This is a genomic window from Microbacterium sp. C5A9 (assembly GCF_022627955.1).
Classification (GTDB): Bacteria; Actinomycetota; Actinomycetes; order Actinomycetales; family Microbacteriaceae; genus Microbacterium.
Genome location: NZ_JABXGD010000002.1, coordinates 107,469 through 131,933 on the forward strand (window position 1 = coordinate 107,469; position 24,465 = coordinate 131,933).

At 69.4% G+C, this 24,465-nt stretch carries 23 protein-coding genes and 1 tRNA gene; 18 read left to right on the top strand and 6 right to left on the bottom strand.

The features are described 5' to 3' along the window. The first annotated feature begins 1 nt into the window (after window position 1). Together aztA and HWD99_RS03665 are read left to right on the top strand one after the other, a co-directional pair. A complete protein-coding gene (gene aztA / locus HWD99_RS03660) occupies window positions 2-679 on the top strand; it encodes a zinc ABC transporter ATP-binding protein AztA (protein WP_241794895.1) in 678 nt (225 codons plus the stop codon). Between the two features lie 10 nt (window positions 680-689). After that, window positions 690-2,306: an MFS transporter gene (locus tag HWD99_RS03665; protein WP_241794896.1), complete on the top strand. Its 1,617-nt coding sequence runs from the start codon at window positions 690-692 to the stop codon at window positions 2,304-2,306. Between the two features lie 7 nt (window positions 2,307-2,313). Here HWD99_RS03665 and HWD99_RS03670 read toward each other — a convergent pair whose 3' ends face one another. Further along, window positions 2,314-2,550 (bottom strand): hypothetical protein, encoded by a 237-nt coding sequence (locus tag HWD99_RS03670; protein ID WP_241794897.1) that lies wholly within the window; start codon window positions 2,548-2,550, stop codon window positions 2,314-2,316. Window positions 2,551-2,624: 74 nt separating this feature from the next. After that, window positions 2,625-5,099 (bottom strand): LuxR C-terminal-related transcriptional regulator, encoded by a 2,475-nt coding sequence (locus HWD99_RS18650; RefSeq protein ID WP_241794898.1) that lies wholly within the window; start codon window positions 5,097-5,099, stop codon window positions 2,625-2,627. 273 nt (window positions 5,100-5,372) lie between these two features. Between HWD99_RS18650 and HWD99_RS03680 the strand changes: the two genes are divergently transcribed. Continuing rightward, window positions 5,373-5,765 carry an SHOCT domain-containing protein gene (locus HWD99_RS03680; protein WP_241794899.1) on the top strand — a complete coding sequence of 131 codons (393 nt, stop codon included), beginning with the start codon at window positions 5,373-5,375 and terminating at the stop codon, window positions 5,763-5,765. A gap of 35 nt (window positions 5,766-5,800) precedes the next feature. Here the strand turns inward: HWD99_RS03680 and HWD99_RS03685 are convergent, their stop codons facing one another. Next, window positions 5,801-6,745, bottom strand: coding sequence for a DUF1214 domain-containing protein (locus HWD99_RS03685; protein ID WP_241794900.1), 945 nt, complete (start codon window positions 6,743-6,745; stop codon window positions 5,801-5,803). A 136-nt stretch (window positions 6,746-6,881) separates the two neighbouring features. Between HWD99_RS03685 and HWD99_RS03690 the strand changes: the two genes are divergently transcribed. The 9 genes from HWD99_RS03690 to HWD99_RS03730 all read left to right on the top strand — a co-directional run bounded on the left by HWD99_RS03690 (window position 6,882) and on the right by HWD99_RS03730 (window position 13,719). Further along, window positions 6,882-7,328, top strand: a complete 447-nt coding sequence (locus HWD99_RS03690) for a MarR family winged helix-turn-helix transcriptional regulator (RefSeq protein WP_241794901.1) — start codon at window positions 6,882-6,884, stop codon at window positions 7,326-7,328. Window positions 7,329-7,333: 5 nt separating this feature from the next. Further along, window positions 7,334-8,305, top strand: coding sequence for a zinc-binding dehydrogenase (locus HWD99_RS03695; RefSeq protein WP_241795428.1), 972 nt, complete (start codon window positions 7,334-7,336; stop codon window positions 8,303-8,305). Then, a complete protein-coding gene (locus HWD99_RS03700) occupies window positions 8,302-8,442 on the top strand; it encodes a hypothetical protein (RefSeq protein WP_241794902.1) in 141 nt (46 codons plus the stop codon). Before HWD99_RS03695 ends, HWD99_RS03700 begins: the two co-directional genes overlap by 4 nt. After that, entirely contained in the window at window positions 8,439-9,014 is a 576-nt protein-coding gene (locus HWD99_RS03705; RefSeq protein WP_241794903.1) for an NADPH-dependent FMN reductase, read from the top strand. Before HWD99_RS03700 ends, HWD99_RS03705 begins: the two co-directional genes overlap by 4 nt. 80 nt (window positions 9,015-9,094) lie before the next feature. Further along, entirely contained in the window at window positions 9,095-9,712 is a 618-nt protein-coding gene (locus tag HWD99_RS03710) for a hypothetical protein (protein WP_241794904.1), read from the top strand. A 121-nt stretch (window positions 9,713-9,833) separates the two neighbouring features. Further along, window positions 9,834-10,457, top strand: coding sequence for a copper resistance CopC family protein (locus tag HWD99_RS03715; protein ID WP_241794905.1), 624 nt, complete (start codon window positions 9,834-9,836; stop codon window positions 10,455-10,457). Between the two features lie 11 nt (window positions 10,458-10,468). After that, the gene (locus HWD99_RS03720) at window positions 10,469-11,044 is read left to right on the top strand and encodes a copper chaperone PCu(A)C (protein ID WP_308220677.1); all 576 of its coding nucleotides are present in this window, start codon (window positions 10,469-10,471) and stop codon (window positions 11,042-11,044) included. Continuing rightward, window positions 11,044-12,267, top strand: coding sequence for a Dyp-type peroxidase (locus HWD99_RS03725; RefSeq protein WP_241794906.1), 1,224 nt, complete (start codon window positions 11,044-11,046; stop codon window positions 12,265-12,267). Before HWD99_RS03720 ends, HWD99_RS03725 begins: the two co-directional genes overlap by 1 nt. 9 nt (window positions 12,268-12,276) lie before the next feature. Beyond that, the gene (locus tag HWD99_RS03730) at window positions 12,277-13,719 is read left to right on the top strand and encodes a PepSY domain-containing protein (protein WP_241794907.1); all 1,443 of its coding nucleotides are present in this window, start codon (window positions 12,277-12,279) and stop codon (window positions 13,717-13,719) included. Between the two features lie 99 nt (window positions 13,720-13,818). Here HWD99_RS03730 and HWD99_RS03735 read toward each other — a convergent pair. Both HWD99_RS03735 and HWD99_RS03740 read right to left on the bottom strand, forming a co-directional pair. Beyond that, window positions 13,819-13,891: transfer RNA gene (locus HWD99_RS03735), tRNA-Arg, on the bottom strand. Between the two features lie 16 nt (window positions 13,892-13,907). Further along, window positions 13,908-14,714 (bottom strand): SGNH/GDSL hydrolase family protein, encoded by an 807-nt coding sequence (locus HWD99_RS03740; protein WP_241794908.1) that lies wholly within the window; start codon window positions 14,712-14,714, stop codon window positions 13,908-13,910. A 70-nt stretch (window positions 14,715-14,784) separates the two neighbouring features. Here HWD99_RS03740 and argS point away from each other — a divergent pair, with 70 nt between their 5' ends. Beyond that, the gene (gene argS, locus HWD99_RS03745) at window positions 14,785-16,449 is read left to right on the top strand and encodes an arginine--tRNA ligase (RefSeq protein WP_241794909.1); all 1,665 of its coding nucleotides are present in this window, start codon (window positions 14,785-14,787) and stop codon (window positions 16,447-16,449) included. A gap of 36 nt (window positions 16,450-16,485) precedes the next feature. Next, window positions 16,486-17,328, top strand: coding sequence for a DUF2993 domain-containing protein (locus tag HWD99_RS03750; protein ID WP_241794910.1), 843 nt, complete (start codon window positions 16,486-16,488; stop codon window positions 17,326-17,328). 3 nt (window positions 17,329-17,331) lie between these two features. Here the strand turns inward: HWD99_RS03750 and HWD99_RS03755 are convergent, their stop codons facing one another. After that, window positions 17,332-18,390 carry a YihY/virulence factor BrkB family protein gene (locus HWD99_RS03755; protein ID WP_241794911.1) on the bottom strand — a complete coding sequence of 353 codons (1,059 nt, stop codon included), beginning with the start codon at window positions 18,388-18,390 and terminating at the stop codon, window positions 17,332-17,334. A gap of 148 nt (window positions 18,391-18,538) precedes the next feature. On the opposite strand from HWD99_RS03755, the gene lysA reads away from it, so the two are divergent. The 4 genes from lysA (at window position 18,539) to rho (ending at window position 24,461) form a co-directional block, all read left to right on the top strand. Beyond that, the gene (gene lysA / locus HWD99_RS03760) at window positions 18,539-19,957 is read left to right on the top strand and encodes a diaminopimelate decarboxylase (protein WP_241794912.1); all 1,419 of its coding nucleotides are present in this window, start codon (window positions 18,539-18,541) and stop codon (window positions 19,955-19,957) included. Window positions 19,958-20,020: 63 nt separating this feature from the next. Then, window positions 20,021-21,328, top strand: coding sequence for a homoserine dehydrogenase (locus tag HWD99_RS03765; RefSeq protein WP_241794913.1), 1,308 nt, complete (start codon window positions 20,021-20,023; stop codon window positions 21,326-21,328). Next, entirely contained in the window at window positions 21,325-22,260 is a 936-nt protein-coding gene (gene thrB / locus HWD99_RS03770; protein WP_241794914.1) for a homoserine kinase, read from the top strand. The genes HWD99_RS03765 and thrB overlap by 4 nt, the downstream gene beginning before the upstream one ends. Before the next feature lie 197 nt (window positions 22,261-22,457). Beyond that, window positions 22,458-24,461, top strand: a complete 2,004-nt coding sequence (gene rho, locus HWD99_RS03775) for a transcription termination factor Rho (RefSeq protein ID WP_241794915.1) — start codon at window positions 22,458-22,460, stop codon at window positions 24,459-24,461. Window positions 24,462-24,465 lie beyond the last annotated feature (4 nt).

Genomic DNA, 24,465 nt, shown 5'->3' on the forward strand with positions numbered 1-24,465 from the left:
TATGCCTTCCACGCCTGTCGCTGCCGGCCCGCTCGCGCGGCTGACGAACATCCATGTCGCCTTCGACGGACGAGACGCGCTCTGCGGCGTCGACCTCGAGATCTCGCCGGGCGTGCTGACGGTGATCGCGGGGCCGAACGGTGCGGGCAAATCCACGCTTCTGGAGGTGGTGGCGGGAACCCGTGAGCAGAGGTTCGGTGATCGGTCGGTCTCGGGCGCCGTCGCCTTCGTCCCGCAGCGCGCCGACATCCCGCCCCGCCTGCCCGTGACAGTGCGCGACGTCGTGAGCGTGGGGGCGTGGGGGCGCCTCGGCTGGTGGCGTCGCATCGACGCCGACGCGGGCCGGCTCATCGATCGGTCCCTCGAGCGGCTGGGGGTCGAGGGTCTCGCATCGGCCCCTTTCACCGCGCTCTCCGGCGGGCAGCAGCAGCGGGCTCTGCTCGCGCAGGGTCTGGCGAGGGGAGCCGATCTCCTCCTCCTCGACGAGCCGACGACGGGACTCGATGCCGAGAGCGCGCTGCGGATCCGCTCGGTGCTGCGCGAGGAGGCGGGTCGCGGGGTCGCGGTCGTCTGCGTGTCGCACGATGCGGCCCTGCTCGGGGATGCCGATCGCACGGTTCGGCTGCGAGAAGGACGAATCGTGCGCGATCTCGACCCCTCCGACGATTTAGCTAGCTAAGCTAGAAGTCATGGAACGGTACGAACGTCTGCGCTGGGTCGGTCTGGTCTTCATCAGCATCGCGGTCTCGCTGATCATCGTCGATTCGACGATCGTCAACGTCGCCATCCCCGCGATCGTCGACGATCTCGGCATCACCTCGACCGAGGTGCAGTGGGTGCAGGAGGCGTACACCCTCGTGTTCGCCGCGCTGCTGCTGGTGTTCGGAAGTCTTGCCGACAGGTTCGGCCGACGGCGCGTCATGGTCATCGGCGTCGTCGTGTTCGCAGCATCGTCGGTCCTCGCCGCACTGGCCCCCGACGGGGGGATGCTCATCCTCGCCCGTCTCGCCCAGGGCGTCGGCGGGGCGATGATCCTTCCCACCACGCTGTCGATCATCAACGCCACGTTCCGCGGGCGCGAGCGGGGCATCGCCTTCGCGGTGTGGGGCTCGACGATCGGCGGTATGGCCGCCGTCGGTCCGCTGCTCGGCGGATGGCTGACGACCGCCTTCTCGTGGCGGTGGGCATTCGGCATCAACATCCCGCTCGGGATCATCATCGTGATCGGAGTCCTGCTCACGGTCGCCGAGTCGCGCAGCGATCGCACCTCGAAGATCGACGTGGTGGGGGCCGTCCTGTCCGTGATCACGATGGGCAGTCTCGTCTTCGCGCTCATCGAGGGGCGCACCTACGGGTGGTGGCTCGTCGACCAGCGCCCCCAGATCGGCGACTGGTCCTGGCCGTTCGATCTGTCGCCCATCCCGCTCGCCTTCGCTCTCGCCGTCGTCGCGCTCATCGCCTTCATCGGCTGGGGCGTGCATCGCGAGCGCCGGGGAGCGTCGACGCTTCTCGCGCTGCGTCTCTTCTCCATCCCGTCGTTCCGCAACGGGAACATCGCCGCCACGGTCGTGTCGCTCGGCGAGTTCGGCATCATTCTGGCGCTGCCCCTGTGGCTGCAGTTCGTGCTCGGCTTCGACGCCCTGCAGACGGGGCTGCTGCTGCTGGCCCTGGCCGGCGGGTCGTTCGTCGCCAGTGGCGCCGCCGGTGCGGCGAGCGGCAAGATCGCACCGGTCTGGGTCGTGCGCGCGGGTCTCCTCGCCGAGATCATCGGAGTCGCCGGAGTCGGATTCGTCATCGCTCCGGATGCGTCCTGGGTGCCGCTCATCCCGTTCCTCTTCGTCTACGGTCTCGGTGTCGGGCTTGCCACGGCGCAGCTGACCGGAGTCGTTCTCGCCGACGTCCCGGTGGCGGACAGCGGTGCGGCATCGGGCACGCAGTCGACCTCTCGGCAGCTCGGAGCCGCGCTGGGTGTCGCCGTGCTCGGCACGGTGCTGTTCACCAGCACGGCCGGCATCCTCTCGTCCTCCCTCGACGCGCGCGGCCTGCCCGCCGAGCAGCGGGATCAGATCGTGGCCTCCGTCGTCGACAGCGCGGGTGCGGCGATCAGCGGACTCGAGGCTCAGCCCGACACCGCCGACATCGCGGACGACGCCAAAGCGGCGTTCTCGGACGGCACGCGATTCGCCGCGTGGACGGCCGCGGGATTCCTCTCCCTCGGTCTCCTGTCGACGATCTCCCTCGGGTCGGGAGCAGCGAAGCGGCGGGACGAGGATGAGTCGTCCTCCCACCGGAATCAGGCTGCATAGCGGAGTCTCAGGGCTTCTGGCGCACTTCGGTGATCTCCAGGCCCATGCCCGCGATGCGCATGAGCAGGCCGTGCAGCTCTGCCTGATCGCGGATCGGGCCGGAGAGGAGCGTCGTGCTCGGGTCGATCTGCACGGCCTCGAGCTCGGGGAAGGCGGCGGCGAGAGTGTCGGAGCGCGCGTACGGCAGGCGTATCTCGTAGTGCTTGATGCGTGAGTCCGCGGCCCCCATGCGACCCATCGTCATGCACCGTGGCTCCGGGCACTTCACCCGTCCCAGGTGAATGTGCTCGAGAGAGCGGTCAGGCGGGACCGCTCGGGTCAGAGGAGTCCGAGCTCGGTCGCCCGCTTGACCGCCTCGGTGCGACCGGTGGCTCCGAGCTTGAGGTAGATGTTGCGCAGGTGGGTCTTCACGGTGTTCACGCTCAGGTACTGCCCGGCGGCGATGTCGGCGACGCTCTGATGAACCGGGAGCTCGACGAGGATGTCGTGTTCCTTCGGCGTGAGCGCCACGGTGAGGCCGGGGCCGGCCGGTGCCACGCGTGCGAGGCGTGCCACGGTGGACGACAGCGGGTTGAGATGCCCGAAGCGTCCCTCGTACAGTCCGGTCAGTCGGGCTCCCGCCGCGCCGCGCAGGAGGAACGGGCGCACGGTGCGGAATCGCTTGGCATGTGTGAGGGCCGTCGTCAGGTGCGAGATGCAGACGTGGTCGCGCCCGGCGGCGTGGGCGGATTCGGCCAGGAGCACGGATGCGCCCACCACCGCGTTCGGATGCCAGCAGCGCGCACCGCGGGCGATCGCGTGGGTGAGCTCCGCCTCGCGCTCGGGGTGGGACGGATCACGGAGGACGAAACGCAGATTGGCGAGCTCGAGGCAGTCGTCGCCGAGCATCTCCTCGGTGAAGTCCGCGAAGGCGACGGCCACGGGCAGCTCGTCCTGCGCGACGCGCAGAGCCACGATCTGCAGAGAGGCGGCGGCGACCAGGCGCCGGAACCGCGAGCCCGACGCGTGCAGGATGCTCTCCAGCTCGTCGGCGGCGTCGAGGGGGTCGTCGGCGGCGTCGAGAGTCTCGAGGAGCTGGAGCACCCGTGCGGGCACGGCGATGGCATCGGCGGTTCCACCCCGCGACGCGACCACGTCGTCGAGCTCGCGCGAGAGCGGCTCGCCCTGCTGGTAGTCGCGGCTGGCGCGGATGATGACGGCCGCGGCGCGCACCGGATCAGTCATGCCCGGAGCGAGCGTGATGCCTCGCTCGGCCACGCGCTCCTCCATCGACGAGCTCTTCTCCCACTCCTCGAGCTCGATCGCGCAGTTCGAGTACAGCTCGGCGGCGTGCAGCTGCAGCCATTGATATCCGGTCGTGCCGGCGGACTCGACCACTCGTCCCGCCGCGGCCAGCGCATCGCGGGTCTCGCCTGCGACTCTCAGCATCTGCGCTTCGGCGAGAGTGCAGAGCAGATCCAGCGGCAGCGACGTCGCCCGGGCCGCGAGATGGCGCGGAGCCCGGAGGTCGGGCAGCTCGGCCGTGCGACACACGCCGTCGGGCGGGAAGCACTCGATGGCCTCGAGCGCGGTCGGCCAGGGGGTGCGCTGATAGCTCGGATGGTCGTGTTGGCGGGCATCCTCGATCAGTCGCGCCCAGAGCAGCGGGTCCGTCGAGAACGGGATCTGCAGGAGCAGACGCGCCACGATCACGCCCAGGGTCTCGGTGCCGCGGGGGAGCGCTCGCAGAGCCTGGCCGACGAGCGCACCGTGGCCCCCGAGCACCAGGTCGAGGCCGAAGCGTTCCACCATCCCCCGGATCAGCGACGCGCTCTCGCTCTGCAGGGCGTGTCCGAGTGCCTCCACAGGATGCTCCCGCGCCGCGTACCACAGCGCGGCACGGCCGTGACTGTCGCGGTGAGCGGCCGGATCCCGTCGTCGTCCCTCGGCTTGGAGGAACGCGAACAGCACGGGATGGAACGACACCCGTTCGTCGCGCACGGTCAGCAGGGAGTTCTCCGAGGCGAACCTGCCGGCGATCACCTGCGCGTCCGCGCGCCCGGTCAGCTCGACGAGAAGCTCGCCCGGAAGCGACTCCGACACCGCTCCCGCGATGAGTGTCTCCACCTCGTCGTAGCTGCTGTGGTCGAGGATCTCGGCCGAGAGGAAGTCGCCCACTGCGCGCGAATCGGCGACGAACCGCTCGATGACGTCGTCGACATCGCCGTGGAGCAGCTTCGGCACCGCCAGCGCGATGCCCGTGGCCCACCCCGCGGTGCGAGTGACCAGAGCCGTCGAGGTGGCTCTGCCGAGATGCACGCCGTGCAGGCCTGCCAGCTCCGAGGCCTCCTCGGGGGTGAAGGCGAGTTCATCGCCGCGCACCTCCACGAGGGTTCCTGCGGCGGCCAGGTACGACAGGCTGTGCACGGGCTGGAACCGTCCGGCCGCGATGACCCGCCGCCCCGTGCCCACAGCGCTGTCCAGCAGGCGGGTGAGGACGCCGGGGTCCACGAGATGCGCGTCGTCGACGAAGACCCACTCGTCGTCGAGGACGGGGTGCTCCTCGTCGAAGGAACCGCGGCTGTCGAGCCAGCGGACCGCATGGTGCGCGGAGTCGAGCCGCTGCGCCCATTCGGTGAGGAGTGCCGTCTTGCCGGATCCCGCCGCGCTCCAGACGGTCAGGATGCGGGCACCGCCGTCGCGCAGCAGAGCCAACGAGATGTCGAGTCTCGGTCTGCGGAGATGGTGGATCATGAGCTCGGGAATGAGTCCCCGCGTGCGCCTCGCGCTCATCGGCTGTTCGATCGTGGTCACAGCATGCCCCTTTGGAATAGCGCGCACCGGATCTCCCCCGAGTGCCGCCAGGGTAACAGGGCGATTCGCGCTCCGCGAGGGGGGCTTTCTCATGCCTCCGCGTCCGCGGAGTCAGCCTGTCGAGGGCGCCGCACGAAGTTCACCCCGATGAGGTGAATCATGCCGTTTCGGAGAGGCGAATACTGAGGAGCGCCCGAGGCGCGTGTGCTGTTCCCCGCGCGCAGACGCGCATGCACGCACACACCATCCACGGCATCACACGAAAGGTCGATCATGAGTTTCTGGCAGGGGTTCTGGGACATCATCTGGTGGTTCTTCTGGGCGTTCGTCTTCATCTCGTACCTGTTCGCGCTGTTCGCGATCATCGGCGACCTGTTCAGAGACCGAAAGCTCAGCGGCTGGTGGAAGGCGGTGTGGGTGATCTTCCTGATCTTCGTGCCGTTCCTCACCTCACTCGTCTACTTGATCGCACGAGGGCAGGGCATGGCCGAACGCAGCGCCGCGCAGGTGCAGGCGACCGCCGACGCGACGGACCATTACATCCGCACCGTCGCGGGGTCGAGTCCGAGCGATGAGATCGCCAAGGCGAAGAGCCTGCTCGATGACGGCACCATCACGCCCGACGAGTACGAGCGGATCAAGGCCCGCGCGCTGTCGCACGTGTGAGGGCGACCGGCTGAGCGGTTCGGTGCGTCCGCGCCTCACTCGGCGATGGTCGGGAACGTCCACGACCCGTCGAGGATCTCGGGACGCGGTCGATACAGCCGCACCAGGTAGTTCCAGCCCTGGCTGACAGGGAGGGAGTTCGGCACCGACGGGTCGCCACCGAACCGCACGGTGACGTCGCCGTCGGGGTCACGCACCGCAGTGACGCTGTTCACGCTGTAGCGGTCTGCGTCGTTCGGCTCGAAGTAGCCGTCGGCGTTGTACAGCGAGATCGACCAGAACCCGTCGACGGGCACGTCTCCCACCCGCAGGGTGTACTCACCGGGCGGGAGGCCCGGTTCCACGCTGAGGTAATACGCCTCGTGTTCGGGGAGCCCGCCCCATCCGGCGGCGGTCCCGAGCAGGTGGCGGATCGGGTCGACGTCCTCCGCGCGGCCGAACGCCCGCTCGAAATCGGACATGCCCTCCGCCAGTGTGAGCACGGCGTCCCGCGTCTCCGTGAACGAGGCCGCGTCGTACTCGAGCGGCGCGAGCTCGCGACCTCCTGCCGAGGACAGCGCGAGCTGATCCTGCAGTGCGTTGACCGCGGCGACATCGTCCGGATCTTCGGAATCCACCAGCATCCGCGCCGCCGCGAGGACGAAGTCCGAGCCGAGGTCATCAGCGCTCAGTGCATGCGTGCCCGGCTCGTGCAGGATTCGATTGATGTAGTGATCCTCGTTCACGAGCATCACCGAGACGTACCTGTCGCCGGCGTCGGGGATCGTCAGCGTCGCGCCCTGCGACACATCGATGATCGCGGCGCTGTAGAGCGTGTCGCGGTTCATGCGGATCACCGTCTGCTGATCGATCGGCGTGGGCACGCGGAAGTGATTCCAGCGGTTGGCGCCGCCAGCGCTGCCGGCGATCGCCGTGAACATCCGCAGGGTCTCGATGCGCGCGAAGTTCTCGTACGTCACGGCGGGGGAGGATGCGGTCATGGTGCTGCCTTTCCTGGTCGGGCGTACGGTCATTGTCGCGCCCTCTCGACGGTGCGCACATCGTCTGGAAGGGATGAGATCCATCATCCGAGATCGTCATCCCGGAATCTAGCTTCCTAGGAATATAATTCCTAGGATGATGGTTGCTGATCACATAAACTTCTTCGACGCACTCGTGCGATATGAGACCGACCTCTGGAACGCGATCGAGCGCGAGGTCTCGCGGGAGACCGGCACGGGACTCGGCACGCTGCAGGCGCTGCGTGTCATCGCGAATCACGCCCCGACGGCGCGGGTCAACGAGCTGAGTCGAGACCTGGGAATCACGATCGGTGCCGCGAGCAAGTTCGTCGACAGGCTCGAGCGGGACGGTCTCGCGGCACGCGCGCCGCATCCCGACGATCGCCGGTCGTCTCTCCTCGCCCTCACCCGGGCAGGGGAGCGGGCGAGGGTCGACGGGGAGGATGCTCTCGCCGGTTCTCTCGAGCGCATGGTCGGTGACATCGACGTCACCGCGGTGACGGCCCTCCTCGCCACGCTTCAGGCGAGACTCGCCACGTCCGCAGAACGGAGCGGATCGTGAGCGACATGATGCGTGCTGTGGTGGTCGAACGGGCGGGCGGTCCCGAGGTGCTCGAGCTCCGAGAGGTGACGGTGCCGACACCCGCGACCGGTGAGGTGCTGATCCGGGTGAAGGCGTTCGGTCTGAATCGCTCGGAGCTGCACTTCCGCCGCGGTGCCGCATACAGCGGAAGCTTCCCGCGCATCCCGGGCATCGAGGCGGCCGGGGTCGTCGCCGCCGCTCCGGGAGGAGAGTTCGCAGCCGGAGTCCAGGTGATGACGATGATGGGCGGCATGGGGCGCGAGTTCGACGGCGGATACGCCGAGTTCGTCGTGGTGCCTGCCGCGCAGGTGATCCCGTTCCGGAGCGCCCTGCCGTGGGAGCAGTTGGGAGCGGTTCCCGAGATGCTGCAGACCGCGAACGGATCGCTCGAGATCGGTCTGCAGGCGCAGCCGGGGCAGTCGGTGCTGATCCGCGGCGGCACGTCGTCGGTGGGACTCGCCGCCGCCGTGCTCGCCCAGCTGCGCGGGCTCACCGTCCTGTCGACGACTCGTCGCGAGAGCGCGCGGCCGCTGCTCGAGTCCTTCGGCGTCGACCACGTCATCATCGACGACGGCGAGGTCGCCGCCCAGGTGCGGGAGCTCGTTCCCGGGGGTGTCGACGGTGCGATCGAGCTCGTCGGTGCGAACGTCATGCGAGACACCCTCCGGTCGGTGCGCACGGGCGGCACGGTGTGCTTCACCGGGATGCTGTCCGACGTGTGGACGATTCCGGAGTTCTATCCGATGGACTGGCTGCCCAACGGGGTGCGCCTCACGGCGTACTCGGGCGAGGCCGCCGACCTCGACGCGCCGGTGCTCCAGACCTATCTCGATGCCGTGGCTGAGGGAGTGGCGCGGATCCCCGTGGGTCGCGTCTATGCCATGCACGAGATCGTCGAGGCGCACCGTGACATGGAGGCGGGAGCCGTCGGGGGCAAAGGCGTGGTCCTGACGTGATCGGCTCGCTCGAGATCGCGCACGCGCAGGTGCTCGCCGCTCGCGCGTCGCGCGCAGGGGTGGACGCGCCCGAGGCGCAGGGCGAGACTGAAGGCAGCGCCGAAGGCGACACCCCACGAGAAGAGGAACAGTCATGACATACCGCGTCGGATACTTCGTCGGAAGTCTCTCCTCCACATCCATCAACCGCGTCCTCGCGACCGCGCTGATCGGGCTGGCTCCCGAGGATCTCGAGTTCTTCGAGATCCCCATCCGAGACCTTCCCCTGTACAGCCAGGACTACGACGACGACTATCCGGAGGTCGCGGTCGAGCTGAAAGAAGCCATCGACTCGGCGGACGCGGTGCTGTTCGTCACCCCGGAATACAACCGCTCGATCCCGGGCGGCCTCAAGAACGCGATCGACTGGGCATCACGGCCGTGGGGGCAGAACTCCTTCGATCACATCCCCGCGGCGGTGATCGGGGCGTCGGTCGGCGCGATCGGCACGGCGGTCGCCCAGCAGAGTCTGCGGGGCGTGCTGAGCTTCTGCAACGCCCGTCAGATGACGGCGCCCGAGGCCTACATCCAGTTCGTCCCTGACGACTACGCCGACGACGGCACCGTGACGAACCAGGGCACCGCGACGTTCCTGCAGGCGTTCATGTCCGAGTTCCGCGATCACATCGAACGCGTGCTCACGGTGCTGCCGCGGGACACCGAGAGCTGAGCGCACCCAGGGCCATCGCCGGTGGATCGCCGCCGAAGACTCGCGAAATGCGGGGGGCGAGAGCATGGCAGACTGAAGGCGTGAAGGAGTCCCGCAAGCCGGCCGTCGTCCGCGGCTTCGCGTCGTCGACTCTCGCGACCTTCGTAGCACTCTCCGGTCACGTCTCCGGCGGAGGGCAGATGCCCGGACCGCTCGGGATCGTCGTGCCCTGGATCCTGTCGCTGATGCTCTGCACGCTCCTCGCGGGCAGAAGGCTCTCGCTCGTGAGGCTCGCCCTCTCGGTCGGCGTGAGCCAGGTCCTCTTCCACACACTCTTCGTGCTCGGCACGGTCACCCCCTCGGGTGCATCGCTGCCGGAGCACGTGCACGGAGCGCCACTCGTCCTCCCGCCCGGCGTCGGTGCCGCGCTGCCGGATGCCGTCGCCGCACACGGCCCCATGTGGGTCGGACACCTGTGCGCGGCGCTCATCACCATCGCGGCGCTGCACTGGGGCGAACGACTGGTGCACGCGACACGTGCACTCGCCGTCCAGGCGGTCCGGTGGCTGCGTCAGCGCGCCTCCGTCACGGTCGTCGCCCTCGCCCCGCGCGCTCGACGCCGGCTGCACGGCGCATTCCTCGTCGCCGCACCCGGCCGAGGCTCTCCTCACCTGGCATCGCTGCGCGGTCGTGCCCCGCCAGCCTCTCTCGCGATCTGATCCGACCGAGTCGCGCCGATGCCCTGTCCGGGCGCCGGTGCGTCGTCGCCGCGCACGTCGTGCGCGGCATCCGAACGCAGCAACGGCGCCCCTGGCGGCGCCCGTCGAGAGGTCTTGACCCATGTCTTCTTTCCGCGCCTGTGCGGCGGGGCTGATGCTGGCGGCGGTCGCGGTGGTCGCGACCGCGGTGCCGGCATCCGCTCACGATCAACTGATCTCGAGCACCCCGGCCGAAGGGGAGCAGCTCGCTGCGGCCCCGTCGAGCGTCTCGATGACCTTCTCCGGAGAGCTCCTCGTGCTCGATGAATCGACGACGGGCGCCGTGGTGCTCGTCGTCGACGAGGCCGGCACCGACTGGGCCACCGGTTCGGTGGTGGTGTCGAGGAACGAGGTCACCGCCGAGCTGAAGCCCGATATGCCGGTCGCCGGCTATCAGGTGCGGTGGCAGGTCGTCTCGGAAGACGGGCACCCGATCTCCGGTGTGATCCCGTTCGCCATCGGAGACGCCGAGCCGATGGTGACCGGATCGAGTTCGGACGCACGTGAGCCGTCGACGCCCGATGCGTCGACGACCGTGTCAGATCAGATCGCAGACGAATCGAGCGGCGCCGTGCGCGTGCTGCTCGTCGGCGGGATCGGGGCGGCTGTCGCCGTCCTGCTCCTCGCCGTCTTCCGATTCCTTCGTCGTCCTCGTACGACAGCCGTGACGCCGGAGACCGGCGATTCCGCGGCAGATGATCTCTGAGAGGTTCCACCGTGAACACCACAACCACAACACTCACCGCCCGCACGACCCGCACCGCCCGCACGGCGCCCGTCGCCGGCATCTTCGCCGTCGCGGCGCTCTCGCTGTTCGCTCTGACCGGGTGCGCTCCGCAGAGCGCCCCCGTCGACGACGCAGGGGTCCCCGCGGCTGACGCCGTCACGATCGACGATGCCTGGGTGAAGTCGGCCGACGAGGGGATGTCCGCCGCATTCGGCACGCTCGTCAACACCGGCGACGACGACGTCACCGTCGTCGCGGTGACGTCCGCCGCATCGAGCATGCTCGAACTGCACGAGACCGTCGAGAACGAGTCCGGCGAGATGGTCATGCGCGAGATCGAGGGGGGCTTCGTGATCCCTGCCGGCGGCGAGCTCGCCCTCGAGCCCGGCGCCGACCACATCATGCTCATGGATCTCGCCGCTCCGCTGCAAGCGGGCGACGAGGTCACCTTCACGCTCACGTTCTCCGACGAGTCGACGTCGGACTTCACCGCGCCGGTGAAGGACTACTCGGGCGCGAACGAGAACTACGAGTCGGGCGACGACCACGAGGGCATGGACCACTGATGCCTGCGCCCGCTGAGGGCGCCCGCTCCCGTCGCACCGGGTCGACCCGGCGACAGTTCCTCCTCGGAGGGGCTGTCGCCGGCGTCGGCGCGGTCGCGGCGGTCGGTGCGGACATCGCCCTGAACACCCGCACACCGGCCCCCGCGCCCGCGACACCGATGAACGGCGAGGAGACGGTTCCCTTCTTCGGCGCCCACCAGGCCGGCGTCGACACGTCGGCGCAGGCGCACGGCACCTTCGTCGCGCTCGATCTGCACGACGGCGTCGACCGCGGAGCACTCACCCGGCTCATGCGCATCCTCACCGATGACGCGGCCCGCCTGACCCAGGGAATCCCGGCCCTCGCCGACTCCGAACCCGAACTCGCGCTCTCACCGGCGCGCCTCACGGTGACGTTCGGCTTCGGGCCGGGGTTCGTCGAGCGGGCCGGGGGTGCCGCGCCCGACTGGTTGGCGCCGCTGCCGGCGTTCCGCGTGGATCAGCTGCGCCCGGAGTTCTCCGACGGCGACCTGCTGCTGCAGATCGCCGGCGACGATCCGCTCACGGTCGCGCATGCGACGAGGATGCTCCTGAAGGATGCGCGGGGATTCGCCGGCATCCGCTGGACGCAGCAGGGCTTCCGTCGCGCATACGGCACCGAGCGTCCTGGCACGACCATGCGCAACCTGTTCGGTCAGGTCGACGGCACCACCAATCCGCAGCCGGGCACGACGGACTTCGACGAGATCGTCTGGTCCGGGGGCGGCTGGCTCGAGGGAGGCACCGGCATGGTGGTCCGCCGTATCCGGATGGATCTCGACAAGTGGGATCGTCTCGACCGCAGCGGGCGTGACGCGTCCGTGGGCCGCACACTCGCGAACGGTGCGCCCCTCACGGGCTCGGCGGAGTTCGATGAGCCCGACTTCGAGGCGACGACGGCCATCGGGTTCCCGGTCATCCCGCAGTTCGCGCACATCCGCCGAGCACGCGGCGACGGCAGCCGACGCATCTTCCGTCGTGGGTACAACTACGACGAGCGTCCCCTCGGCGCGGAGGTGTCGGACTCCGGCCTCATCTTCGTGTCCTTCCAAGCCGACATCGCCCGGCAGTTCACACCCATGCAGCAGCGCCTCGACGAACTCGACCTGCTCAACGAGTGGACCACGCCCATCGGCTCCGCCGTCTTCGCCGTCCCGCCGGGATGCAGCGACGACGGTTTCATCGGCGACACCCTCCTCACCTGAAAGCACCCCATGACCCTCACCGAGACCCACGCGCCACCGCCGTCCGTCCCCTCCGCCCCTCGTGCTCGCCGCTGGTTCGGCCCGCTGCTGCTGCGACTCCACTTCTTCGCGGGCATCCTCGTCGGACCCTTCATCCTCATCGCCGCGCTCAGCGGTGCGCTCTACGCGCTCACGCCGCAGCTCGAGCAGGCGGTGTACGCGCACGAGCTCCATGCCCCAAAGAGCGACACGACCCTCACCCTGGCCGCGCAGATCGAGGCGGCAGACGACTATCTGGGTGAGGATGCGGCTCTGTCTGCCGTGCGTCCCGCGCCGGAGAACGGCGACACGACCCGCATCATGTACGCCGAGGAGGGGCTCGGGGCGAGCGAGTCCCGTGCGGTGTTCGTCGACCCAGGAACCGGGGAGATCCGTGGGGACCTCGTCGTGTACGGCACCAGCGGATCCACTCCGCTGCGCACCTGGATCAGCACTCTCCACCGCAACCTCCACCTGGGCGAGCCGGGGCGGGTGTACAGCGAGCTCGCCGCGTCGTGGCTCGGTATCGTGGCCGTCGCCGGCCTCGCCCTCTGGATCATCCGGATCCGCCGCGCGCGTGTGAAGAAGGACCTCCTTCGCCCGAACCCTGCACACCGGGGCTACCGCCGCCTCTTCGGCTGGCACACCTCCGTGGGCATCTGGGTGCTGCTCGGCGCGCTCTTCCTCTCTGCGACCGGCATCACCTGGTCGCAGTTCGCCGGCGCGAACGTCTCCGCGCTCCGCGCATCGTTCGACGGGGGTACGCCCGCTCTCGTCACCGACCTCGACGGGCAGGCGGCGGATGCCGACGAGCACGCGCACCACCATGGTGCCCAGAGCGCACCCACCGGCGCCGCGAACCCGGCGACCTTCGACGCGATCCTCGCCATCGCGCACCGCGCGAACGTCAACACCGGACAGGTCGAGATCACGCCCCCCGCGCAGCCGGGGACGGCCTGGACGATCCGTGAGATCAAGACCGGCTTCCCCACCGAGGGCGATTCGCTCGCCATCGACGGCACCACCATGCAGGTGGTCGACCGGATCGACTTCGCCGATCTCCCTCTCACCGCCAAACTCGCCAGCTGGGGCATCAATCTCCACATGGGCGTGCTGTTCGGCTTCGCCAATCAGATCGTCCTGTTCCTCATCGCCATCGCGCTCGTGGCCATGGTCGTGATCGGCTACGCGATGTGGTGGAAGCGCCGGCCCGCCGGTCGCCCCGATCGTCGCGTCGGCAGCGTGCCCGGTCCCGCTCTTCGCGAGGCACCGTGGTGGGGTGTCACCGCCGTCGCGGCCGCCGGCGTTGTGATCGGGATCTGGCTTCCGACGGTCGGCTGGACCCTCGTCGGATTCCTCGCCGTCGACCTCGTGCTCCGCGTCGTCGTCCGATCCCGGTCGCGGCGATCCGTGCCGGCCGTCGATCGCCGCTAGCTCGGCCGCAGAAAGGAGAACGGCCGCCTGATCTCAGGCGGCCGTTCTTCTGCGAAGGGGTTCCGGACGAATCGTGACTCGTGCGAACCCGATGTGATGTGCCCCCGACAGGAGTCGAACCTGCGACCTACGGTACCGGAAACCGGCGCTCTATCCACTGAGCTACGGAGGCGTACCGGTCGACAATATCACTGCTCGGCGGTGGTCTCCGACCCGGCCTCAGTCACGGGCGCGTCGCCGAGCTCGGCGAGTGCCGCGGCGACCTTCTCGGCGAGGTAGCGGTGACCGTCTGTCGAGGGATGCTTGCGTCCGAGATCGACGTCGATCACCGAGAGGTAGTTCTGCTCGGTGATCCAGCTCTGGGCGATGGGGGAGATATACCACCATCCGCGCGCGGCGGCCAGCTCGCCCAGATCCTTGTCGATGCGGGCGGTGCCCGCGCCCACGGGAAGCTCGTGCGGAGCGGGGCCGAGCACCACGATCGTGGCCTCGGGGTATGTGGCCGACATGGCGTCCCAGGCGGCGGTCACCGCGTCGCGATAGCCCGCCTCGCCCTGTTCTCGGTCGTTGATCGACCCCTGCATGATGATGAGGTCGGGGGAGAGCGACGGATCGAGGGCGGCGATCCGCTCCCCGAAGGTCGGGCCGTCGATGCCGGGCTTGAGGTAGCCGCTGCCGCGCACGCCGTTCACGATCGTCTCTCCGCCGAGCAGATCCGCGAGCAGGTACGCGTACCCCTCGGTGGGGAGGGTCGCTGCCGAGCCGTAGGTCCAGGAATCGCCGAAGACGAGCACGGTCGGATCCTCCGGCAGCAGCAGGGGAGCGGGGGAGATCGCGACGGTGTTCGCATCGGTGGATGCCGCGCCGACCGGTGCGGTCGTGGGCGACGACGTCCATGGTCTCCACACCCCGAGGACCACGGCCGCGACGGCCAGGATCACCGCGATCGCGACCCCTGCGACGGGCAGGTGGCGGCGGGCGGTGGCGGGGGTCATGGCATGACTGTAGATCACGATTCCCCCGGCGCAAATTCCCGCGCGTGACGAGCCGTAAACTGGGATGCCTATGAACCCTGAAACGCTCGCCGAAGCCCTTCTCGCCGTCCTCGCACCGATCGCCGAGGAACGACGTCCCGGCGAGCCGCTCGCCGTCACCGCGTCCGACATCGTGTTCGAGCGTCCGCGCAACCGCGATCACGGCGATTGGGCCTCGAACATCGCGATGCGCCTCGCGAAGCCGTTCGGCACGAACCCTCGTGAGCTGGCGCAGCAGATCGTCGACGGGCTGGCGCAGGTCGACGGCGTGCAGAGCGCCGAGGTCGCCGGGCCCGGGTTCATCAACATCCGCCTGGATGCCGCCGCCGCAGGGGCACTCGCGAAGGTCATCGTCGACGCGGGGGAGAAGTACGGGACCAACACGTCGCAGGCCGGCGTCAGCGTGAACGTGGAGTTCGTGTCGGCGAACCCGACCGGACCTCTGCACATCGCTCACACCCGGTGGGCAGCGCTCGGCGACTCGATCGTGCGCCTGCTCCTCGCCAGTGGTGCGCACGCCGTCCGCGAGTACTACATCAACGACGCGGGCGCTCAGATGGAGCGATTCGCCGTCTCGGTGCTCGCCGCAGCGAAGAACGAGCCGACACCGGAGGGCGGATATCCGGGGGAGTACATCACGACGCTCGCGGGCCGCGTGCTCCAGGCGCGCCCGGACCTGCTGCAGCTTCCGGAGGACGAGCAGCTGGTGGTCGCGCGCGAAGCCGCCTACGGGTTCCAGCTCGCCGAGATCAAGAGTTCGCTCAGCCGCTTCAACGTGCCGTTCGATGTGTGGTTCTCCGAGCGCACGTTGCACGCGAAGGACCCGTCCGGTTCCAGCCTGATCGACCAGGCCGTCGACCGGCTCCGCGAGCAGGGGCACGTGTTCGATGACGAGGGCGCCGTCTGGGTGCGCACGACCGACTTCGGCGACGACAAGGACCGTGTGATCCGCCGCTCGAACGGCGAGTACACCTACTTCGCAGCCGACGCCGCGTACTACCTCAACAAGGGCGACCGCGGCTTCACCAAGAAGATCTATCTCCTCGGGGCCGATCATCACGGGTACGTGCATCGTCTCAAGGCGGTCGCGGGAGCGGCCGGGGAAGACCCGCAGGAGAACGTCGAGGTGCTGATCGGCCAGATGGTGTCCATCAACGGCGCGCGTCTGAGCAAGCGCGCGGGCAACATCATCGAGATGGATGACCTCTTGGACTGGCTGGGCACCGACGCGCTGCGGTACTCGCTCGAACGCTCACCTGCCGACTCGCCGCTGGACCTCGACCCCGAGCTGCTGCAGAAGCGCACGAACGACAACCCCGTCTTCTACGTGCAGTACGCGCACGCCCGCACCCACAACGTCGCGCGCAACGCCGGCGACTCGGGCGTCGACCGTTCGGAGTTCGCGCCCGAGACCCTCACGCACGAGACAGAGGCCGCTCTGCTCGGAGCGCTGCAGGAGTTCCCGCGCATCGTCGCCTTCGCGGCCGAGGTGCGCGAGCCGCACCGCGTGGCTCGGTACCTCGAGGAACTCGCGGGCCTGTATCACCGCTGGTACGACAACTGCCGCGTGATCCCGCAGGGCGACGACCCGATCGAGACCGTGCACCGCACGCGTCTCTGGCTCAACGACGCGGCCGGACAGGTCTTCCGCAACGGCCTCGACCTTCTGGGAGTCTCGGCACCCGAGCGGATGTAGTCGGTCCGCCGATCCGGCGTACGGCAGGATGGCACCATGAGCGACGACAATCACACGCTGCCGTATCCCGCCGCCGATTCCGAGCACCCGACGCTCGTGATCCCGGGTGAGGGAGCGGATGCGCCGGCACCGCGCCGTCGCAAGCGGTGGCCGTGGGTGGTCGCGATCGTGCTCGTGGTGCTGGTCGGGCTCGTGGTGGCCGCGGAGTTCATCGCGAGAGCGGTGCTCCCCGGCGTCGTCCGCTCGATGGTGATCGAGCAGCTCGATCTGCCCGCCGATCAGCAGCTCGACGTGACGGCTGACGGCATCCTGCTGCCGCAGCTGATCGGCGGCCGCCTCGACAGCCTGCAGCTCTCGACCGACTCGGTCACGCTCGAGGGCATCACCGGCGCGGTCGATGTCACGGCCGAGGGAGTGCCGTTGCGCGGAGGCGATCTCGACGGAGCGTCCGGCACGATCCGCGTCGACGAGTCCCAGTTCACCGAACTGCTCTCGGGCACCGAGCTGCCGGTCGACGCGGTCGCCTTCGAGGCGCCGAACGCCACGGTGTCGGGGTCTGTCAGCGTCCTGGGCGTCGCGATCCCGATCTCGCTCACGGTGACGCCGGGCGTCGCGGACGGCGACCTGGAGCTCACCCCGGTCGGTCTCACCGTGGGCGGCCTCGAGATCGATGCCGAGCAGGTCGGGTCCTCGCTCGGTGCACTCGGGGCGAACCTCACCCAGACTCAGCGGGTCTGCATCGCCGACCGGCTCCCTGCAGGGCTCACACTGTCAGATCTCCAGATCGACGGGAGCGTCGCTGTGATCGACGTCGATGTCGACGGTGCGATCGTCACCGACGAGACCCTTCAGCAGCCGGGCGTCTGCCCGCAGAGCTGATCCTCAGTCGGTCTTCTGCTCGACCCCGCGCGCCGCGCGCTCGGCTTCCTGCGCGGTCCTGAGCGTCGCGGTGGCGAGAGCGACCTCGGCTTCGGCCCGCTGCACACGCCGCTGCTCGAAGGTCTTCGCGCCGAAGCGGGCGTGCACCCGGTCGTGCCGCTCGTCCTCCGACGTCACGATGTAGGCGCAAGCGATGAGCATGACCTGGGTCGAGAGGTTGAGCCAGATGAGCAGCGCCAGCAGCGACGCGAACGAGGCCAGCAGCGGATTGCTGGTGGCTCCGCCGATGAAGAGGCTCGAGAGCTCCTGCAGCACGAGCAGGCCGACACCGCCGATCAGCGCGCCGGTCCAGAGTGAGCGGGGCGACGCGGCGACACCGGAGAGCAGACGGAAGACACCGGCGATCAGCACGGTGTTGAGCGCGAGGACCACGAGGAGCGACACGATCCTGACGCTCCACGTCGCGGCCGCGGAGTCCTCGTCGAGTCCGAGGAGCCCGGTGATCCAGGTGATGCCGAGTCTGCCCACGAAGGTCACCGCGGCCGAGGCGACGAAGAGCACCGCGACGCCGAGCGCGAGCAGGAGGTTGCGCAGCAGGACCCAGATGAACAGGATGTCGTCCTGCGCGGTCCCCGAGATCAGGCGTACCGCGGTGCGGAGCGAGCCGACAGCGCTGAGTGCCGATCCGGTGAGGGCGACGGCCGAGACGATCCCGGCGATCGAGAGCGACAGCGGGACCCGCAGGTCGTCAGGGTCGATCACGCCCCCCTCGCCGATGAGGCCCGGCACCACCGACTGCACGGCGTCGATGATGGCCCGCCACGCCTCCGGGTTGCCCGCCAGCCAGAGCGCCGCGATCGAGAACCCGAGCAGAACACCGGCGAACACGCTGAACAGCGCACGGTAGGTGACGCTATCGGCGAGCATGGGACCCCGCCGCTCGCTGTAGAGGAGGAAGGCGCGCACGGGGCGGCGCTCGAGAGCCCAACGGATCGCCTTCGCGCTCACCCGAGCGATCAGGCCGGGAGGCTGGGCATTCTGGGACGCGGAATCAGTGCTCATCACGTCCCACCTTAGGAGGCGGTAGGGGGTGTTCACAGGGGGTTGACGCAGAGGGTCACCATGACGGGTGAGGCATACCGGGTGCCCTAGAATCGGGTCAACCTCGCGCTGCGCCCTCGCGCCGAAACCGTCCCACGATTGGTGTCCCTTGCTTTCCCCTGCCGATTCGCTCGCCCCGGAATGGCTCGTCGTGCCCGACGACGTGAACGATCTCCCCGACGCGGTGTGGCCGGCCTCCGCCGGACGCGACGCCGACGGAGCGCTCACGCTCTCCGGCATCGCCGCGACGACCCTCGCGCAGACGTACGGCACCCCGCTGCTGGTGCTCGACGAAGACGAGATCCGCGGTCGGGCACGCGCGTTCCGCACGGCGTTCGACAGGGCAGCGGCCGACCACGGCACGACCGCGCAGGTCTACTACGCGGGAAAGGCGTTCCTCAGCACGATCGTCGCCCGCTGGGTCGTCGATGAGGGTCTGCGCGTCGACGTGTGCACGGGCGGGGAGCTCGAGGTGGCTCTCGCCGCCGGTGTCGCCCCCGCATCGCTGGGTTTCCACGGGAACAACAAGTCCGTCGCGGAACTCACTCGGGCGGTCGAAGTCGGCGTCGGGACGATCATCGTCGACAGCGCCATCGAGATCGAGCGACTCGCGGCGATCACAGCGCGGACCGGCGCCACCCAGCGCGTGCTCGTGCGCGTGATCAGCGGCGTGCACGCCGAGACGCACGACTTCCTCGCCACCGCCCATGAAGACCAGAAGTTCGGCTTCCCGCTTCCCGAGGCGGAGCAGGCCGTGGCGCGCATCCGAGAGCTCGAGAGTCTGGACTTCGCCGGGCTCCACTGCCACATCGGCTCGCAGATCTTCGGCGTCGCGGGATTCCGCGAGTCCGCGGAGAGGGTGCTCGAACTGCACGCCGCCCTGCTCGACGGGGGGCCCGTGCCGCAGCTCAATCTCGGCGGCGGGTTCGGCATCGCCTATACGAGCGTCGACGACCCCACACCCATCGAGACGCTCGCCGGCGAGATCGTTGCGGCCGTGGCAGAGGGCTGCGCCGCGCGAGGGATCTCCGTTCCCGCACTCTCGTTCGAGCCGGGGCGCGCCATCGTCGGCACCGCGGGGGTCACGCTGTACGAAGTCGGCACGACCAAGGACGTCGCACTCGGCGCCGCCGGCACACGTCGGTACATCAGCGTCGACGGCGGCATGAGCGACAACGCCCGCACCGCGCTCTACGGCGCTCAGTTCTCGGCCCGTCTCGCCTCCCGTGCGGGAGTGGGGCCGGCGCAGCTGAGCCGCGTGGTCGGCAAGCACTGCGAGTCCGGCGACATCGTCGTGGATCACGAGTACCTCCCCGATGACGTGACGCCCGGCGACCTGCTGGCCGTTCCCGCCACGGGTGCCTACTGCGCGCCGCTCGCGAGCAACTACAACCACGTTCCCCGCCCGCCCGTGGTGGCGGTGCGCGAGGGACGATCCACTGTCATCGTGCGCGGCGAGACCATCGCCGATGTGCTGTCGCGCGATGTCGGGGTCGACCCGGCCGCGGCAGAGACACGACACCGCTGAGTCGGATCCGCGACCCGCGCGATCCGACGACGCATCACCGAACCACCCTCCGAAGGAGAAGCAATGACGACTGAGTACCGACGACTTCGCGTGGCGCTGCTGGGCGCCGGAGCGGTCGGCTCCCAGGTCGCCGCCCTCCTGCTGCGCCACGGCGACGAGCTCGCGGACCGCGCGGGCGCATCGCTCGAGCTGGCAGGCATCGCGGTGCGCAACCTCGACGCTCCACGCGACACCGATCTGCCGAAGGATCTCTTCACGACCGACGCCGAGTCGCTGATCCTCGGGTCGGACATCGTGATCGAGCTCATCGGCGGCATCGAGCCGGCCCGCACCAGCATCCTGCAGGCGATCGGCTCCGGCGCCGACGTCGTCACGGCGAACAAGGCGCTCCTCGCCACACACGGCCCCGAGCTCTTCGAGGCGGCTGACCGTGTCGGCGCGTCCGTCTACTACGAGGCCGCAGCCGCCGGAGCGATCCCGATCATCCGCCCGCTGCGCGACTCGCTCGCCGGCGACCGAGTCGTGCGCATCATGGGCATCGTGAACGGCACGACCAACTACATCCTCGATCGGATGGACACCGAGGGCGCCGACTTCGGCGACGTGCTCGCCGACGCGCAGCGTCTGGGCTACGCCGAGGCGGACCCGACCGCCGACGTCGAGGGATTCGACGCCGCGCAGAAGGCGGCGATCCTCGCCAGCCTCGCGTTCCACACCGCGGTCCCGCTCGACGCGGTGCACCGCGAGGGCATCACCTCGGTCACGGCATCGATGATCGAAGAGGCTCGTGCGGCCGGCTTCGTGATCAAGCTGCTGGCCGTCTGCGAACGCATCGAGGCGAACGGCACCGAGTCCATCTCGGTGCGGGTCTACCCGGCGCTCATCCCGCAGTCGCACCCGCTCGCCTCCGTGCACGGGGCCAACAACGCGGTGTTCGTCGAGGCCGAGGCCGCCGGTTCGCTCATGTTCTACGGCGCAGGAGCCGGGGGAGTCCAGACCGCATCCGCCGTCCTCGGTGACGTGGTCTCTGCCGCCCGCCGCCACATCGCCGGTGGGGTGGGCGTCGGCGAGTCGACCAGGGCCAACCTTCCGGTCGTCCCGATCGGACACGTCACGACCCGCTACCAGGTCACCCTCGAGGTGTCGGATGCCCCCGGCGTGCTCGCGACGGTCGCCGGCATCCTCAGCGACGGAGGCGTCTCGGTCGCGACCGTGGTGCAGACCGTCGAGGGTGAGGACGAGACCACGGCGCGCCTCGTCATCGGCACCCACCGGGCGACCGATCAGGCGCTGAGCGTGACCGTCGCGGCCCTCGCCGACAGCTCCGTCGTCGAGCGCGTGGTCTCCGTGCTCCGCGTGGAAGGCGAGTGACGGTGGCAGCAGGGCGCACGGTCGAGGTGACCGTACCGGCGACCAGCGCCAACCTCGGCCCGGGCTTCGACACTCTGGGTCTCGCCCTCAGCGTGTACGACACCCTGCTCGTGACCGAGCTCCCCGCGGGAGAGCTCGAGATCGAGGTCACCGGCTCGGGTGCGGGGGAGATCCCGCGCGACGACTCGAACCTGATCGTGCGCACGATCGCGCACGTCTACGCGGATGTCGGGCGCCCGCTGCCCGGCCTGCGCATCGTCGCCGAGAACGGCGTGCCGCACGGGCGGGGCCTCGGATCCTCCGGAGCAGCCGTGACCGCCGGCATCCTCGCGGCCAAGGGGCTGCTCGAGGGCGACGTCGTCATCAGCGACGCCGACATGCTGCGACTGGCCACCGAGATCGAAGGGCACCCCGACAACGTCGCTCCGGCCCTGTTCGGCGGTCTCACGATCGCATGGGTGGGGGAGCGCGGCCCGCAGCACAAGAAGCTGCTCGTGCATCGGGGAGTGTCGCCGCTCGTGCTCGTGCCGTCGTACACGATGTCGACGTCGAAGGCGCGTTCGCTGCAGCCGCCCCACGTCTCGACGGAGGATGCCGTCTTCAACGTCTCCCGGTCGGCTCTGCTGATCGCGGCACTGATGCAGAGCCCCGAGCTGCTGCTCGACGCGACCGCCGACCGGCTGCACCAGGACTACCGCGCCGAGGCGATGCCCGAGACGCAGAGGCTCGTGCAGACGCTGCGGAGCGCGGGATTCGCCGCCGTCGTGTCGGGAGCGGGTCCCAGCGTCCTGGTGCTGGCCGACGGCCCCGGCAGCCGTCAGGAAGCCGTGGAGCTGGCCGAATCGACCACCGACACCCCGTGGGAAGCGCTGCTGCTCGCAGTCGACGTGCGTGGTGGTACAGTGGGGAACCGAGCGGAGGGCTCCACGTAACTGCGTGAATCTGGCCCCATTGCAACTCTGCAAGACCCGCACGTGAACCCCTGATGCACTGTTCCTTCTGAGAGCTCAGTTCTCTTCGACGGCCCGGTGACAAGGCTTCCTGGCGCCGAGCGCCAGCCCGTGCGATCGCGCGCAGCACCCGTTGTGCGCGTACCGCTCATGTCTTCGAGACCAAAGAGGGAGTACTCGTGGAGAATTTCTCCGAGACCCAGAACGACCAGGCGGCGCCCGCTGCCGAGGCCCCCGCCACGTCCGTCAGCTCCGACGCCGCCTCCGGCGCCGCAGCGACCGAGACGGCGCCCCCGCGCAAGCGCGCACCGCGCCGCGCGACCACCGCCACCGCTGCCGCGAAGGCCGAGAAGGCGACGACCGACGCCGCTCCTGCGGCGGAGAAGTCGGCGTCCGCCGCGACGACGGATGCGCCCGCTGCGGAGACCGCAGAGGCTCCGAAGGCGAAGGCGCCGCGCCGCAGCCGCGCCAAGAAGGCCGATGCAGAGGCCCCCGCCGCATCCGCGGAAGCCGGATCGTCCGAGGCGTCCGCGCCCGCGCAGGCTGATTCCGCACCGCGCTCTTCAGCGAAGGCCGACTCCACGCCCGCCGCCGAGGCACCCGCTGTTCCGGCCGCCGCATCCGCTCCCGAGGGCGGCGAGTCCTCGGACGAGCCGAAGAAGCCGAGCCGCGGTCGCCGCACCGCCAAGAAGCCCGCAGCCGAGGCTGAGGCGCCCGCCGCTGAGAAGACCGCAGACGCTGCTCCCGCCGAGAACGGCCAGGGTGCGAACCAGACGTCCGAGGCATCGGCCGACTCCGCCGAGGGCGACGAGCAGGGCGGACGCGGACGCAACCGCAACCGCAGCCGCAACCGCGGGCGCGGTCAGAACGGCAACGCCACGGCGCAGCCCGAGCAGCAGCAGAGCGCACCGGCCGACGACGACCAGTCGTCGGGCAACGGTCGCAACCGTCAGCGCAACAAGCGCCGCGGCGGAGCTCCGACCGACGAGTTCGACACCGAGATCGGCGAGGACGACGTCCTGATCCCGATCGCCGGGATCCTCGACGTCCTCGACAACTACGCCTTCGTGCGTACGACGGGCTACCTCGCCGGACCCAGCGACGTATACGTCTCGCTCGGACAGGTCAAGAAGTACAACCTGCGCAAGGGCGACGCGATCGTCGGATCGATCAAGCAGCCGCGTGAGGGCGAGCAGCAGGGGCGTCAGAAGTACAACGCCCTGGTCAAGGTCGATTCGATCAACGGACTGTCGATCGACGACGCCGCCACCCGCGTCGAGTTCGGCAAGCTCACGCCCCTCTACCCGCAGGAGCGCCTGCGTCTCGAGACGGTGCCCGAGAAGCTGACCCAGCGCATCATCGATCTCGTCGCCCCGATCGGCAAGGGCCAGCGCGGCCTCATCGTCGCGCCGCCCAAGGCCGGCAAGACGATCGTGCTGCAGCAGATCGCCAACGCGATCGCGCAGAACAACCCCGAGGTCCACCTCATGGTCGTGCTCGTCGACGAGCGCCCCGAAGAGGTCACCGACATGGAGCGCACGGTCAAGGGCGAGGTCATCGCCTCGACCTTCGACCGCCCCGCCGAGGACCACACGACGGTCGCCGAGCTCGCGATCGAGCGCGCCAAGCGTCTCGTCGAGCTGGGCCGCGACGTCGTCGTGCTGCTCGACTCGATCACGCGCCTCGGTCGCGCGTACAACCTCGCCGCTCCGGCATCTGGACGCGTGCTCTCGGGTGGAGTCGACGCGTCGGCGCTGTACCCGCCCAAGCGCTTCTTCGGCGCCGCGCGCAACATCGAGAACGGCGGATCGCTCACGATCCTCGCCACGGCTCTCGTCGAGACCGGATCCAAGATGGACGAGGTCATCTTCGAGGAGTTCAAGGGCACCGGCAACAGCGAGCTGCGCCTGTCGCGCCAGCTGGCCGACAAGCGCATCTTCCCGGCTGTCGACGTGAACGCGTCGAGCACCCGCCGCGAGGAGATGCTGCTGTCCGCCGACGAGGTCAAGATCACCTGGAAGCTGCGTCGTGCCCTCGCGGGTCTCGACCAGCAGCAGGCGCTCGAGGTCGTCCTGGGCAAGCTCAAGGAGACCCACTCGAACGTCGAGTTCCTGGTGCAGATGCAGAAGTCGATCCCGACGCTGCCTGCCGGCGGTCACGGGCACGACAGCAACATCCGCTGAGCGG